The 13573-nt window shown below is 71.5% G+C and carries 11 protein-coding genes; 2 read left to right on the top strand and 9 right to left on the bottom strand.

The annotated features are described in order from the left end of the window. Positions 1-339: 339 nt before the first annotated feature. From F4553_RS39730 to F4553_RS39710, 5 genes are all read right to left on the bottom strand, one after another. Positions 340-696, bottom strand: a complete 357-nt coding sequence (locus F4553_RS39730) for a hypothetical protein (protein WP_184846882.1) — start codon at positions 694-696, stop codon at positions 340-342. Then, positions 693-1142 carry a hypothetical protein gene (locus F4553_RS39725; protein ID WP_221470666.1) on the bottom strand — a complete coding sequence of 150 codons (450 nt, stop codon included), beginning with the start codon at positions 1140-1142 and terminating at the stop codon, positions 693-695. The genes F4553_RS39730 and F4553_RS39725 overlap by 4 nt, the downstream gene beginning before the upstream one ends. Then, positions 1132-2112 (bottom strand): hypothetical protein, encoded by a 981-nt coding sequence (locus tag F4553_RS39720; RefSeq protein ID WP_184846878.1) that lies wholly within the window; start codon positions 2110-2112, stop codon positions 1132-1134. The genes F4553_RS39725 and F4553_RS39720 overlap by 11 nt, the downstream gene beginning before the upstream one ends. Positions 2113-2549: 437 nt before the next feature. Further along, on the bottom strand, positions 2550-3431 hold the full coding sequence (locus F4553_RS39715) for a replication-relaxation family protein (protein WP_184846876.1): 882 nt from the start codon (positions 3429-3431) through the stop codon (positions 2550-2552). Positions 3432-3616: 185 nt separating this feature from the next. Next, the gene (locus tag F4553_RS39710) at positions 3617-5977 is read right to left on the bottom strand and encodes a type IV secretory system conjugative DNA transfer family protein (protein WP_184846874.1); all 2361 of its coding nucleotides are present in this window, start codon (positions 5975-5977) and stop codon (positions 3617-3619) included. 432 nt (positions 5978-6409) lie between these two features. Between F4553_RS39710 and F4553_RS39705 the strand changes: the two genes are divergently transcribed. Beyond that, entirely contained in the window at positions 6410-6919 is a 510-nt protein-coding gene (locus tag F4553_RS39705; protein WP_184846872.1) for a hypothetical protein, read from the top strand. Positions 6920-6974: 55 nt separating this feature from the next. Here the strand turns inward: F4553_RS39705 and F4553_RS39700 are convergent, their stop codons facing one another. From F4553_RS39700 to F4553_RS39685, 4 genes are all read right to left on the bottom strand, one after another. Then, positions 6975-8693, bottom strand: coding sequence for a VirB4 family type IV secretion system protein (locus F4553_RS39700; protein ID WP_184846870.1), 1719 nt, complete (start codon positions 8691-8693; stop codon positions 6975-6977). Next, on the bottom strand, positions 8690-9583 hold the full coding sequence (locus tag F4553_RS39695; protein ID WP_184846861.1) for a PrgI family protein: 894 nt from the start codon (positions 9581-9583) through the stop codon (positions 8690-8692). The genes F4553_RS39700 and F4553_RS39695 overlap by 4 nt, the downstream gene beginning before the upstream one ends. Positions 9584-9718: 135 nt before the next feature. Further along, on the bottom strand, positions 9719-10606 hold the full coding sequence (locus F4553_RS39690; protein WP_184846859.1) for a TrbL/VirB6 family protein: 888 nt from the start codon (positions 10604-10606) through the stop codon (positions 9719-9721). A 1-nt stretch (position 10607) separates the two neighbouring features. Continuing rightward, complete coding sequence (locus tag F4553_RS39685; protein ID WP_221470665.1) at positions 10608-10916, bottom strand: pilin; 309 nt, start codon at positions 10914-10916, stop codon at positions 10608-10610. A 652-nt stretch (positions 10917-11568) separates the two neighbouring features. On the opposite strand from F4553_RS39685, the gene ltrA reads away from it, so the two are divergent. Then, positions 11569-13170, top strand: coding sequence for a group II intron reverse transcriptase/maturase (ltrA, locus tag F4553_RS39680; RefSeq protein WP_312875560.1), 1602 nt, complete (start codon positions 11569-11571; stop codon positions 13168-13170). The last annotated feature ends 403 nt before the right edge of the window (positions 13171-13573 follow it).

The following is a 13573-nucleotide window of genomic DNA, read 5'->3' as shown; positions in this document are numbered from 1 at the left end:
CCGGACGGGTCACCATGTCCGCCCCCGCCCAGTCGGCGCTCATCGGCCCCGGCGACCTACGCCTGCAGCCCTCGCTGTCCCGGTCCGACGGCCGGCGCCGTGAAATCCATACGACCGAGGTCGACGATGACTGCGCACGCCGTGGCGTCCGCTCGACACCTGCGCGCGCGACCCTCGCCGCAAGCAGCGACAGGTCCGGCGACCGCCGAGCGTCGACACGCCTGGGCACCCGAACAGGCAGGTGCTCTCAGCCGGGCCGCGCTGCTCGACCCCTGATAAGGTCGATGTGACCGGGGCAGGCACCGTTCAGCGCCGGCCCCGACTCTTCGGCGGATCCCGTCAACCGGCGGCGACAGCGGTCAGGGCGGCGGCCAGCACCGACGACCCGATCAGGAAGATTCCGAACAGGACCAGGCGACGCAGGTGGCGTCCGCGGTCCGGCCCGAACGGGACGAAGGGCTTGCGGTACTTCCAGTAGGCGACACCTGCCACGACCGTGCCGACCACGCAGAAGACGCCGGCGACGGAGTAGGCGACACCCGCGTGATCTCCGAAGAACTCCGACAGGCGGATCGAGCCCTTGCCCACGAAGGTCGTGACGGAGTAGGCCAGCTCGGCGATCGCGGCCAGCGTCAGGGCGCGCTCCATCCATGTCCAGGTGGGTCGCTTCTGCTTCAGCGGCTCGGCGTCGCTCATCGGTCCTCCAGGAAGAATTGAAAACGTGCGATTCTGGTCTCGGCCAGCCGGTAGCTGACCGGACCCCACTGCTCCCGCCTGGCGAGATGCGGCAGGATCTCGCGGAGCATGTTGGCGGCCTCCACCACCATGGCCTCGTCTCTGCGCGCCTGGGTGCGGACCGGGCGGATCAGCAGCCGGCTGGTGCCGATCGCGATCACCGCCCCGCCGCCCAGGGCCAGCAGGCCGACGGCGGCAGCACCGGCGGCGGGTGCCCCCGCAGCGACGACGGACGCCGCGGCAACGACGAGTACGACACCTGCCACCACCTGCCCGACGACATATCGATGCAGCCGCTCGTTCGCAGACTCGACGGTCAGGTGGACGGACTCGATTCGCTGAAGCGTGTCGTAGAAGTCGGCGGTCGACATCGGAGCTGCCAGTTCTTCGGCTTCTTCAGACCCCATTGAATTCCCCTAACGTGTGCCGAAGGGCCTGCTGCAATGCGGTGATGGACTCGTCATCCAGGCAGGACGCCTGAACGTGAGGTTCGGTGGAGTCAGCGATCAGGTCACCGAACGAGAAGGTGCTGTTGTTGCTGGCGAACGGAAGGACGGCGACGTTGACCAGCTTCGTTCCCACCGCCTGCCCCAGCGCCCTCAGCGCCCCCGTGAACGGCGACCCCGGGCCCGTCGCCGGAGGCAGGTAGTAGGACTTGATCTCGTCGAGGTGGTCCTGCCACCACAGGTCCGCCTTGGTCACCACGATGATGAGCCACAGCTTCTCGTCGGTCTCCGCCTGACGCCAGGCGCTCGCCAGCGCCCGGCAGACGTCCTTGAACTCCTGCAGTTCGGCCACGCGCATCACCTTGCGCAGTAGCTGACCGGGTGTCGGCATGTGCTTGTCGATCAGGACCTGGGTGATCTCTTCTCCGGCCATGGTCTGCCCGAGCAGGGCGGCGACCCGGTCCTCCTCGCGGGCCGTTTCATACCGCAGCTCCTCCAGCAGCGGGAGTTGCTCTTCGTCGCGCCAGACTCGGTCGTAGCCGCCGGAGACGACATGGATCGCGCCCCTCGGGAAGTGCTGGTGCTCGAAGAACCCCTCGAAGGCCTTCTTCTTGATCTGCCCGTCCTGGGCCGGGGGGACCACGATGGTGCAGGTGACCTTGCGCCCCCCGCGCGAGACTTCGATATCGTGCGATTCGAGCTCCCGGCTCATTCCGGAATCCGTCGGCCCGGCTCCGACCAGCGCGTCGAAGAAGTCCGACTTCCCCGCGCCTCGTGTACCAGACACCGAGATCGGGACGACGTTCGTCATCAATCCACGGGATATGTCTTTGATCTTGACATCCGGGCCTGCGAACCGGAACCCCGGATTGGCCATGACCCTCTCGGACTCTTCCCACCTGTTCCTTATCGGCGGGACGTTGTCGATCAAGATACACCTCGCGCTGGAAGCCGACGTTCAGAATCCCTGTCGCTCGAGCCGGTCGGCCCTGCGCCGGACCCGGCCCCCCGGCCGGGTCCACGCACTCCGGACGGTCGAGCCGATGTGCGCCCCCCGCAGGGACGAACACGGCCACGGCGACCGGTACCGAACCTGAGCGGGTCGCCACCCATCGTTTCCCGACTCCTGTCCATCTCCTCCGCTCCGATCCCGCGGATCCCGGCTCGCCGTCGAGACCGATACCGGCCACCCGCCCGCCGGGAGGTCAGCGTGAGCCGGTCATCGCGTCCCCAGGTTCTGACGGACGGAAACGCGCGGGGCCGCCCCCCGGGCGGCGCGCTCGTCGGCGGCGTCAGCGGACAGCGCAGAAGGCGGCACGATCGTGTCCGACCGCAGCAGGCGTCGACGATCCCGCTCTGGCGTGCAGATCACATGGACGTTCTCGCAACCCACTGATGATCTCCGGCGAGGTCCAGTACGCCGTTGCGCCAGTTCGGGTTGACGGCGTTGTCAGGGCCGTGCGAGCTCGGCAGCTGGCCCAGATGGACCCGGTGCCAGCCGCCGGCGGGCAACCAGACCGATCCGGACGGGTCACTGTCGTGGCCCGACGTCGCGGAGACGACGACGTGACCGCGCAGCAGCGGATGGAGGTGCTCCTCCCGGCCGGGGTTGCCCAGCCAGAACAGCACCGGGTAGCGGGGGCCGCCGCCGGCGGCGAGCCGGGCGTACCCGTCGAGTTTCGCGGCGACGCGGTGCAGCGTCTCGGTACCGAGGTCGCATTCGAGGAAGAACCCGGTGCTGGTGTCCGGGGTGGTCCAGATGCCGTGGCCGTCGGGGCGGACGCCGAGGAAGCGTTCGGTGGCGGTGCGTTCGGACCACCACCGGGTGAGCTGCCGGGCGGGGTCGGTGCGGGTGTGGGCGGCGAGACGGACGAAGAAGTCGTTGGTGGCGGTGAGGTGGTTCAGGCGCGGGTTGGCCGACAGGCGGTGGGTGCGGTCGCGGGTGGCGCGGGCGGTGGGTTCGGGCAGTCCGTGGGCGGCGGCCTGGAAGCGGTGGCCGTGGTGGCCGAGGGTCCAGTGCCAGGGTTGGCTGCCGCCGCCGGGCCGGGGGAACCGGAACCGGTCGATGAGGCCGAGGGTGTGGAGCTCGCCGAGGCGTTCCTGGCAGGTGCGGCGGGCGCCGAAGAGCAGGGTGTGGATCTGCGGGGTGGTGAGGACCTGGTGGTCGTCGAGCAGTTGCAGCAGGTGCCGGTCGCGGGCGGTGATGCGGGGGTAGAGGGCGAGCAGGCTGGTGTGGCGTGGTGCGGCCATGGTGGCTGGTTTCCCCTTGTGTGGTGATCCCGGTAGGGAGTCTGGGCTGCGGGTGCGGGAGTCGTGGGAGCTGTCGTCCCAGGTGGCGGTCCTGACAGGCGGGTGGTGCGGGTGCTAGCGGGGGCGCGTGTCGGCACTGCCCCGAGGCGTGCCCCCGGTACCGGGCCCGGCGGCGGGGCGGGCGGTCACCGTCTGCGGGCGGTGGTCCGGGCCAGTTCCTCCAGGGCCGGCTGGGTGTCGGGGCTCTGGTGCGCGGCGGCGACGGCCTGGCGGATGGCGGTGGCTTCGCCGACGACCGCCGACGGCGGGTGGGTGGTGAGGGTGAACGCGGGCAGTTCCCGGTTGCCGACGAGCAGCCGGGCGGCGGCGGTGTGCATGTCCAGGTGCGCCAGGTCGTGCTCGCTGACATAAGGAGTCGTGTGCCGGGACAGCTCGCGGGCGTCGTGGGGGTCGACGTTGAAGTAGATCTTCGAGCGGGCGTTGGCGGAGACGGCGGCGGCGGTCTCGCGGGGCAGTTGGGCGAGGTTCTGGTGGGCGAGCACGATGCCGAGGCGGAACCCGCGGGCCTCGGCGAGCATGTCGTCGATGGCGCCGGGCAGGTTCAGGAAGTTGTGGCATTCGTCGATGTAGAGGGTGGCGTCGCGGCGCCGCTGCTCGGGGATGGTGGCGCGGGCGGTCGCGGCCTGCCAGGTGCGGGCGACGATGAGCGAGCCCAGCAGCCGGGCGGTGTCGTCGCCGAGGATGCCTTTGGGCAGGCGGCACAGCAGGATGCCGCCGTCGAGGATGTCGCCCATCCGGAACGACGAGTACGGGGTGCCGATGACGTCTTTGACGAAGCCGCGTGACAGCAGGATGCGCAGCCGGCCCAGGACCGGTCCGATGACGACGGCCTTCTGGGCTTCGTTCATGGAGTCGTACCAGGTCCAGAACCCGAGCAGGCCTTCGGGGTCGGTGAGGTCGTGGGTGAACCGGGAGCGGAAGGCCCGGTCGTTGAGCAGCGGCGGTACCAGCGACAGGCTGGGGTTGGCGTGGCGCATCAGGGTCAGGCAGCAGGTGCGCAGGGTGTCGTCCATGCGCGGCCCCCAGTACTGCTGGAACACCTTGGAGAAGATGCCGACGAGGTTGTCGACGGCCAGGTGCGGGTCGCCGTCGTCGTCGAGGGGGTTGATGCACGCCTGGTGGGCCTGGTAGGGGTCGATGATGGCGGTGCGGTCGGCGTAGGCGGCGGGGAGCCGGTCGAGGATGTCGGTGACGAGGTCGCCGCGGGGGTCGATGACGACGGTGCCGCGGCCGGCATGGATGTCGCCGAGGATCATGTTGAGCATCAGGGTGGACTTGCCGACGCCGGTCTTGCCGACGAGGTGGACGTGCTGGCGGGCGTCGACTGCGGCCAGCCCCACGCTGTGCCCGCCGACCTGGTCGCGGCCCAGCACCTTGACGCCGCGCCCACCGGCCGGGACGGCGGTGGGTGCGGGGACGGCGGCGGCACGGGCGCGTTCCAGGCCCGGCACGGCGAGGTCCTGGGGGACGGCGGCGAGCACGCCGAGCTCGGTGGCGGTGGCGAGGAACCCGCGGTGCAGGCGGCGGGCGGCGAGCACGGCCACGGGGTGCGGCACCGGCAGCTGCCGCAGCCGGTTGGGTCCGGTGTAGGCGGCCGCCGCGGCGGCGACGCTGTGGCGCAGCGTGCCGAGGCGCTCGGCGGTCTGCGGGCCGGGTTCGCCGGGTCCGGTGCGGTCGGCGGCGACGGCGTAGCGGACGGCGATCTCGTAGTGAGGGACGCGGACGGCCTTGTCGACGGTGGTCCGCTGGCCGGCGTCGCGGACCGGGTCCCGGCGGACGGGACCGGGACCGGCGGGCCGGGACGGCCCGGGCAGGAACACCTCGACCAGGCCCAGCAGCCCGCGCAGGACCAGTCCGGTGAGGTCCCCGGCGGGCGGGTGTCCGGCGGCGGTGCGCCGGGCGCGGCGGAGCCGCCGGGCGGTGGCGGGCCGGGCCAGGACCTGCACGCAGGCGTGCTGTCCGGCGCGGACCTGGGCGCCGGCGGCGAGCAGCGCCCGCAGCGGGTCGGCGTCGTGGTCGGTCCGCAGCGGGGCGGAGTCCGACTGCTGCGGCCAGTGCGCGCCGCCGACGGCGTGGACCGCGGCCGGGATCGGCGCGTCGGCGGGCCCGGTCCGCACGGTGGTGCCGGGCCAGGCCGCGACGGCAGCGGCCTGGACGCTGGCGGCGGGGACCGTGCCGGGGACCCAGACCCGTAGGGTCAGCTCGCGGCCGGTCCACGTGTACTCCCAGGCGACGTGCGGGACCCCGTACAGCAGCCGGCGCCAGCCGCCGCCGGTGAGGACACCGGTCATGACGGCCCAGAAGTCGGCGGCGGCGTGGGCGGTGACGTCCTGCGGCGCGGCGACGGTCAGCCAGCGGGCGCCGGCGGCGTGGCGGCGGTGCTGCCAGGCGAGGTGGCGCTGCCGGGCGGCGTAGGCACCGGCCAGCAACAGCGCAAGCGCCGCGAGCCAGGGGCGGGCGATGAGGTGGTCGGCGATCGATTGCATGAGACGGCTCCCGGTTGTCGAGGCGGTCAGGACGATGCGATGGGCGAGACGGGCGGACGGCTCGTGGTCCGACCGGCGGTCTGCGGTGGACGGCGCAGTACCTGTAGGAGGCCGACCCGACGGGGCGGCATCGGCGCTGACCGGCGACGAACGGAGGCGGCGCCTGGTGGCGGTTGCATCCGTAGCGCACTGTTGTGCTGCAACGTCCGCGCGGTGAACGGAGACACGGAGGTGCCGACGGCCGGCGCCCGCGCCGCAGGCGCTCCCGATGTCGCAGACGACGGTTCGACCCGTCGCGGCCGCAGCGGAACGTACCGATGATGCCTGCGTACCTCACCTGGGCTCTGGCCGTTCGCACCCAACGCGAAGGCGAACAGCCCACAATGGCCGACAGGTGTCGAAATCCTTCCGGCTGGACCCCACACTGGACCGGTGGCCTCCCCCGGAGTCGTGACGCAGCCAGCCCCGGCCAGAGGTCTGCGCCACCACCTGGGTGCGGTGGTCTCGGGCCTGGTCGTCGCGGTCCTGACCGCCTCCAGCGCGCCTTGGTGGTGGCCGATGTTGTTCCCCGGCTCGTCGTCCGCCTTGACCGTCACCGGTTTCTCCGGCGGCTGCGCCGCCTTCCGCGTACATGCGCAGAACCGCTGGGAGCCTTATGGAACCCGCAAGCTGGTGGCGCCTGACATCCTGGCGCGGCAGGTCGGCGGTTACGCGCCCAACCAGGTGATCGCGGTCAACGGCTGGGTCCACGGCTCGGTCGCATACCCGTTCAACCCGCCGCCGTTCAACAACGACGTCTGGTACCACACGGCCGACGACACCGGCTGGGTGTCGTTCGCCGGGGTCCGCAACGTCCCCACCGAGCAGGACCCGTCCGGACACTCCCCCGACGGTGGGGCTCCGGTACCGGTGGCCGCCGCGTGTGAAGGGTCGATCCACTGACGAACGAGAGGTCTGAGGCCGCTGGATGCGCCGTCGGGCCCGGTCCGCGGTCACGTCAGAGCTCGTCGAGCGCGAGACCGGTGGTGACGAGCTGCTGTTCGGCGGGTGAGGCGAGGCTGCGGAACGCCACCCTGGTCCGGCCGGCGACGAGCAGTCCTTCGCCCCGGTGCGCGGCGAGCAGCACCCCGGCCTCCCCCGCCGTGAGGTTGAACGCCGCGGCGACGGCGTCGACGGACTGGGCGGACTGGCGCATGAGGACCTGGGTGGCGGCGTTGGCGACGACGGCGAGCCCGAGGTCGGTGGCGAGCATGTCGGCGGCGTCCTGGGTGACGACGGTGAGGCCGGCGTGGCGTTTGCGGGCGGCTTTGGCCATCCGGTACAGGAACTGGGCGCCCTGCCCGTCGCGCATGAGCAGCCACGCCTCGTCGACGACGACCAGGCGCCGGGCGGGTGTGGCGGTCGGGGTGTCGATGCGGGTCCAGATCGCGTCGAGGGCGAGCAGGGTCGCGACGGTGCGCAGCTCGTCGGGCAGGTGCCGCAGGGACCACACGACCAGGTGCCCGGTGGGTGCGGTGGTGGTGGGGCCGTCGAACAGGGCGCTGAAGTTCCCGGAGGTCCAGGGCGCGAGGGCGGCGGCGAGCTCCCGGGCGGCTGGGTCGGGGTCGATGGTGAGGGCTGCGGCGAGGTCGCGGAGCAGTGGTGCCGGCTGGTGCCAGGTGGCGGGGTCGACGGTGATGCCGGCCGCGGCGTAGGTGGCGGTGATGGCGCGGTCGAGGGCCGCGCGGGCGGGCGGGTCGGGGACGGCGCCGAGCATGACGGCGATGAGGGTGTGCAGGAACAGGCCGCGCCGGGTCAGGGTGTCGGGGCGGTCGTCGCCGGGCAGGTCCAGGGGGTTGACCCGGATGCCTGGCCGGCCGAGCTGGACGAGGGTGCCGCCGACGTGGCGGCACAGGGCGGCGTACTCGTCCTCGGGGTCGATGACGGCGACCTCGACGCCCTGGTAGAGGTGGCGCAGCAGGTCGAGCTTGACGAAGTAGCTCTTGCCGGCGCCGCTGCGGGCGAGCACGACGCTGTTGTGGTTGTCGGCGGCCCACCGGTCCCACAGCAGCACGCCGTTGCTGCCGGTGGTGCCGTAGAGGACACCGGTGGCCGCGGGGACGGTGCCGGGCGCGGGTGCGGGGAGGTCGGCGCAGGCGAGCGGGAACGCCGCGGCGAGGGCCGCGGTGTCCAGGACCCGGTGGACGCCCAGGGCGTCGATGCCGTAGGGCCGGGTGGTGGTGTAGCCGTGGTGGTGGCGGAACGTGGCGGGCTGCAGGTCGAGCAGGACCGCCGCCGCGGCGGCTTTCACCCCGGCGCAGGTGGCGGCGAGCTCGTCGAGGTCGCGGGCGTGGACGGTGACGTAGATGCCGGTCCGGAACAGCTTCGCAGCTCCCCGGGCCACCTGGTCGGCGAGGTGCGCGGCGTCGCCGGCGGCGGCGTCGGTACCGGGGTCGGCGAGGCGCCCGGTGTCGGCGTCGACGCGGCGGGTGGACTCCAGGCGGGCGCGCTGGCGGCGCAGCATCGGCGCGGCCAGAGGTGCCGCGACGGGGTCGATGTGGACGGCGACGTCGACGCGCCCCGGGTAGGAGGTGAGCGGGCCGAGCCAGGCGGGACCCACTTCGGCGGGGTAGCCGGCGACGGCGAACGTGGCGGCGTAGCCGTCGCCGACCCGGACGTGGCCGGGCGCGACCTGCAGGGCGGCGGGTGCCGGGGTGTGCTCGGGGGTGGTCTTCATCGGGTGCTCCGCAGAGTGATCGGGGTGCCGGGGACCGCGCGGGGTCCCGGTACCGGCGGGTCGTAGGGGTCGGCGGCGGCGGCGAGCGCCGCGGTGGCGGCGGGACCGTCGAGGACCCGGGTGGTGATGCCGAGGCCGCCCAGGGCGCGGGCGGCGGTGTCGGGGTCGCCGGTGACGACGGTGAGGACCTGGCGGCGCAGCGGCTCGACGGAGGCGTCGAGGTCGGCGATGAACGCGGCGTAGCCGGCGGCGGCGTCGCGCAGCGCCGGATGCGGCAGCAGCCGGGCAGCGGTGATCGCGGCGTCGGCGTGCGGGCGCAGGTCGAGGCGGTACGCCGCGGACACGATCTGCGCCGGCCCGGTGAGCGCGTTGAGGAACCGGCCGAACCCGTCCAGCAGAGCGGTCTGCTCAGAGCTGGTGCGCAGGTGGATGTTGGTGGTGGCGCAGGCGATCAGGGCCCTGTCGCGGCCCGCGGTGGTGACGGTGCCGTCGGAGCCGATGGCGGTGACCGCGGCTCGCAGCACGGCGGGCACCGGCGGGTCGCCGGTGACCGCGGCGTAGGCGGGCGAGCCGGTACCCGGGGTGTGGACGCGAGGGGTGCGGGTGAAGGTGAGCCCGTGGCGCAGCCACGCGTCCAAGGGCAGACCGTCGCGGCGGCCGAGTGCCACGACGACGGTCACCGCAGCGACGGGGACCGCTGCGACCAGCCACACCGCCGCGGGAAGCAGGTCCCCAGCCGCGGAGTAGACCAGCCACCCGAGCAGGGCGGCGGTGCCGACGATGGCGAGTTGGCGGAAGGTGAGCCCGAAGGCGATCCGGTCGGGGGCATCGATGTCGGCGGGGACATGCGCCCGGTTCGACCGGGCGGCGTCGTCGGCTTGGGTGCTCATCGCTGATCACTGCTCCTTTCGTCAGGTGCGCGCGGCGCACGCAGGTGATGGCGCTCGTACGGCCGCGGTCCGAGCTCCGCGGGGCGGGCAGCGTCGACCGGGTCCGGCCGCCGCCAGCGGGTATCAGGCGGTCCGTCAGTGGATGAAGGGCAGCCGCCGGATCACGGTCTGCACGACGACGGTGCGGGCGACCCGCCCGGCGGCGTTGGGGCCGCCGCGGCCGGTGACGTGGCGGCGGACCAGGCCGGGGATCTTGACGGTCATGACCAGCACGACGATGACGATGAGAAGGTTCACCAGGTCGGTGCCGGGCAGGCCGAGCAGGACCGGCAGGTTCGCATCCGGGTCGACGAGCAGCCGCATCCCGGTGGTGAAGGTGACGGCCTGCAGCACGGCGGTGCCCAGGCACCCCAGCAGCGACCGCCACCACAGCTCGGCGGCGGGTTGCAGTGCGGGCAGGCAGTAGCAGGCCATGGCGGCCGGGGCGACGCCGGCCAGGATCACCAGCAGCGCCACCCGGCTGATCCAGCCGAGCAGGACGCCGACCAGCAGTACGACGATCAGGACGCCGATGACCACCGCCAGCAGCGCGGTCGCGGGGTCGACGATGGCGGCCCGGATGTGGGACTGGGTCATGGTGACGACCTGGTCGGTGGGGGTCGCCGGGCCGGCCATGGCCGTGGTGAGGGCGTTGGCGACCTGGATGAGCTGCGAGCACAGGGGAACGGCGAACGCCGACAGGACCGCGGCGACGACCAGCCGCGGGGCGAGTTCCTTGACCCGGTAGCGGAGCTGGACCTCGGTGGACGCCATGACGGTGATCCCGGCGGCGATGATCGCCAGGACGTAGCACGTGTCCACGATGTACGCCGACGTGGTGGCGATCTCGGTGACCTGCGGCAGGGCGGTGACATCCGGAGACAGGAACACCGCCGAGGTCAGGAACGCGTGCAGGACGCCGAGGAGGTCCGCGACCCGGGTGGCGAGCCACGCGACGAGGCCGTTCATCAGGAAGTCGACCATGTCAGCCGCCGAGGATGCCCTGGAGGACGCTCAGGATGACCGGCGCCAGCACCGCGGCCGCGTAGCCGATCAGAGCGCTCTTGAAATTGCCTTTGGCCTGCTCGACCTGGGCGGGGTCACTGCCGGCGCCCATGTAGCGCAGGCCGCCGATGACGAGGAACAGGGTGGCGACGGCCGCCAGTATTCCCATGATCCACGCCTTGATGCCGTCGATGACCTCCGGCAGGGTCTTCACTGCGGCTGGAGCCGGGGTGGGTGGCGCCGCGAAGAGATCGGCGGCGGTGTGGGCGAGGTACATCAGGGTACTCATGGCGGTGGCTCCACAACGGTGGCGAGCCGCGGTCAAGATCGGAGGCTGGCAGGGCCTTCCCCAAGGGCGACATTCGGCCCTCGGAGTTCGGCCGGGCAGTCCCTAAACCGCGGGCATGTGCGATCGACATGCACTGCTCAGACATCCGCTGTCAGCCGCAACGAACGTGGGTGCGACCTGACAAGGGCTGACAGTGCGCCGTGAGGCGCTGTTGTTCGAGTGGAGGTGAGAGACCACCACCTGCCGCCTGTCGCAGCAGGCGGTTGTAGCTGAGGGCAGCCTCGCCCGGGTGGTGCCGGGTGGGGTGGGAGCAGCCCTGACAAAGCCGGGACGTGCCAGTACTGCCAGATGGTGCGGGTTCGGCGAGCGAGACGGAGAGGAGTACGCGAGGAACCGATGTTGTAAAGCCCCTTAATCTGTCGCCGGCTCGAACCTGGTGGATGTGGGCTGGATACGGTGCTTCTCCGCCTTGTGTTAGGTGGCGGGGATCTTCCGGGCGGGTTCTGACTGACCGGTCTGGGAGGCCATGGGGAAGGTCTGCGGCGTACCCATGGCGATGCCGTAGGGGCACAGTCGGGCTCCTCCTTCGACAAGCGAGCAGCAGTGAACACGGGAACCACCTGGTCGTGGTTCCCCGCGCCGCGCCGCCAGCGTGGTGGTGGGGATAGGCGCACCGACCGCTGAACGGGCCGGGTGGGGCGGAGCCGCCGTAGTACTCCGAGCCGGGGAAAGCCCGGTACATGGGGAAGGGCGGCAGCGGTTACGCGAAGGGAAGGAAGCTGTAATGCCGCAAGACGCGACGCCGAACGGCGACGCTCCACCGGAACGGGCCGTTGGTCCGTATCGGCGGGTAGTGGAGATGCAGGCCAAGCTTCACCGTTGGGCGGCGGCCGATCCCGGCCGCCGGTTCGATGACCTGTTCAACCTCGTGCACGACCCGGCGACGCTGCTGATGGCGTACGTCCGGGTCGCGGGCAACCTGGGCGCGCGGACGCCCGGCGTGGACGGCCTGACGGTCGCCGACCTCGAGGCGCGCATCGGCGTGCCCGGGTTCCTGAACGACCTGCGAGCGTCTCTCAAGGACGGTTCGTTCCGGCCGCTGCCGGTGCGGGAACGCAAGATCCCGAAGCCGGGAGGGTCGGGTAAGGTCCGCAAGCTCGGTATTCCGACGGTCGCGGATCGGGTTGTTCAGGCGGCGCTGAAGCTGGTGCTGGAACCGATTTTCGAGGCCGACTTCGAGCCGGTCTCGTTCGGGTTCCGGCCCCTGCGGCGCGCTCAGGACGCGGTGGCCGACATCCAGATGTATGGCACCCACGGTTACCGGTGGGTGCTGGACGCCGACATCGAGGCGTGTTTCGACTCGATCGATCACGTCGCGTTGATGGACCGCGTCCGACTGAGGGTTAAGGACAAGCGTGTTCTGGCGCTGGTGAAGGCGTTCCTCAAGGCCGGAGTGCTCACCGAGCACGGCGACCGGCAGGACACCCACACCGGCACGCCGCAGGGCGGCATCCTGTCTCCGCTGCTGGCCAACATCGCCCTGACGGTGCTCGATGAGCACCTGATGGAGCCGTGGCAGCCGGGCGGGACGATGGCGAGCGCCTACGCCCGCGCCAAGCTGCGTAAGCACGGGTCGGCGACGTGGCGGCTGGTCCGCTATGCCGACGATTTCGTGATCCTCGTCCACGGGAACGAGGAGCACGTACGGCAGTTGCACGAGGACGTCGCCCGTGTGCTGGCACCTCTGGGCCTACGGCTGTCACCGGCCAAGACCCGGATAGTCCACATGAGCGACGGGTTCGACTTCCTGGGGTTCCACATCCGGTGGCGCCGCAAGCGAGGCTCGAACAAGTGGCACGTGTACACGTTCATCGCCAAACGGCCGATCCGGTCGATCAAGGCGAAGATCCGTGCACTGACACGCAGGAGATCACAGCAGGACCTGGCCTCAGTGCTGACCCGCCTGAACGCGGTCATGCACGGCTGGGCCAACTATTTCCGGCACGCCGTAGCGAAGGACACCTTCAGCATGCTCGACAGCTTTGCCTGGCGGCGGCTGAGCAGCATGCTCATGCTACGACACCGCTGGAACTGGACGGCCTTCCGGCGCCGACACACCACGCCCACCGGGCGGTGGTTACCGATCAGCGCGGATGGGATCGAGTACCGGCGCATCGCGGCCATACCCGTGACCCGCTACCGCTGGCGCTCCACCACGATCCCCAGCCCCTGGCCTGCACCCGCCAACGCCTGACGACAGCAACCGTGGAGAGCCCGTTGCGTGGAGACGCGCACGGCGGGTTCGGAGAGCGGCGTGAGGAAACGGATCAGGAGCAATCCTGACACCGCGCCTCACGCCGACTCTACGGTCGGGCGCCGACGTTGCTGTCAGGTTGCTCGTTCCCATTTGACCTGCGCTGTTCTCGGATTTCCGCTCCACTGCGCGGTTCCCCACCGGTGTGATCCGCATTGCGGACAGGGCGACAGCGCGTTCTCGTTTCATGAACTCGGGAGCCTGGAAGTCGTCGCTGTCAGCGCCAGCTGACGCGAACACACGGCCTTGGTGACCATGGCAGATGCGGCGACAAGGTCGGTCGGCGCTGCGCCACTCTCCGAGGCTGGCGCACGCCCACGACCCAATGCTCCGGCAAACGGGG

The organism is Allocatelliglobosispora scoriae (genome assembly GCF_014204945.1).
Classification (GTDB): domain Bacteria; phylum Actinomycetota; class Actinomycetes; order Mycobacteriales; family Micromonosporaceae; genus Allocatelliglobosispora; species Allocatelliglobosispora scoriae.
The sequence above is the reverse complement of the archived record's forward strand: the minus strand, read 5'-3'. Positions and strand labels throughout refer to the sequence as shown.

What these genes read in the sequence shown, in the direction of transcription:
- F4553_RS39690 (WP_184846859.1), bottom strand. Translation starts at nt 10,606, where the DNA reads ATGGTCGACTTCCTGATGAACGGCCTCGTCGCGTGGCTCGCCACCCGG.
- F4553_RS39700 (WP_184846870.1), bottom strand. Translation starts at nt 8,693, where the DNA reads ATGAAGACCACCCCCGAGCACACCCCGGCACCCGCCGCCCTGCAGGTC.
- F4553_RS39730 (WP_184846882.1), bottom strand. Translation starts at nt 696, where the DNA reads ATGAGCGACGCCGAGCCGCTGAAGCAGAAGCGACCCACCTGGACATGG.
- F4553_RS39710 (WP_184846874.1), bottom strand. Translation starts at nt 5,977, where the DNA reads ATGCAATCGATCGCCGACCACCTCATCGCCCGCCCCTGGCTCGCGGCG.
- F4553_RS39695 (WP_184846861.1), bottom strand. Translation starts at nt 9,583, where the DNA reads ATGAGCACCCAAGCCGACGACGCCGCCCGGTCGAACCGGGCGCATGTC.
- F4553_RS39725 (WP_221470666.1), bottom strand. Translation starts at nt 1,142, where the DNA reads ATGGGGTCTGAAGAAGCCGAAGAACTGGCAGCTCCGATGTCGACCGCC.
- F4553_RS39685 (WP_221470665.1), bottom strand. Translation starts at nt 10,916, where the DNA reads ATGAGTACCCTGATGTACCTCGCCCACACCGCCGCCGATCTCTTCGCG.
- F4553_RS39715 (WP_184846876.1), bottom strand. Translation starts at nt 3,431, where the DNA reads ATGGCCGCACCACGCCACACCAGCCTGCTCGCCCTCTACCCCCGCATC.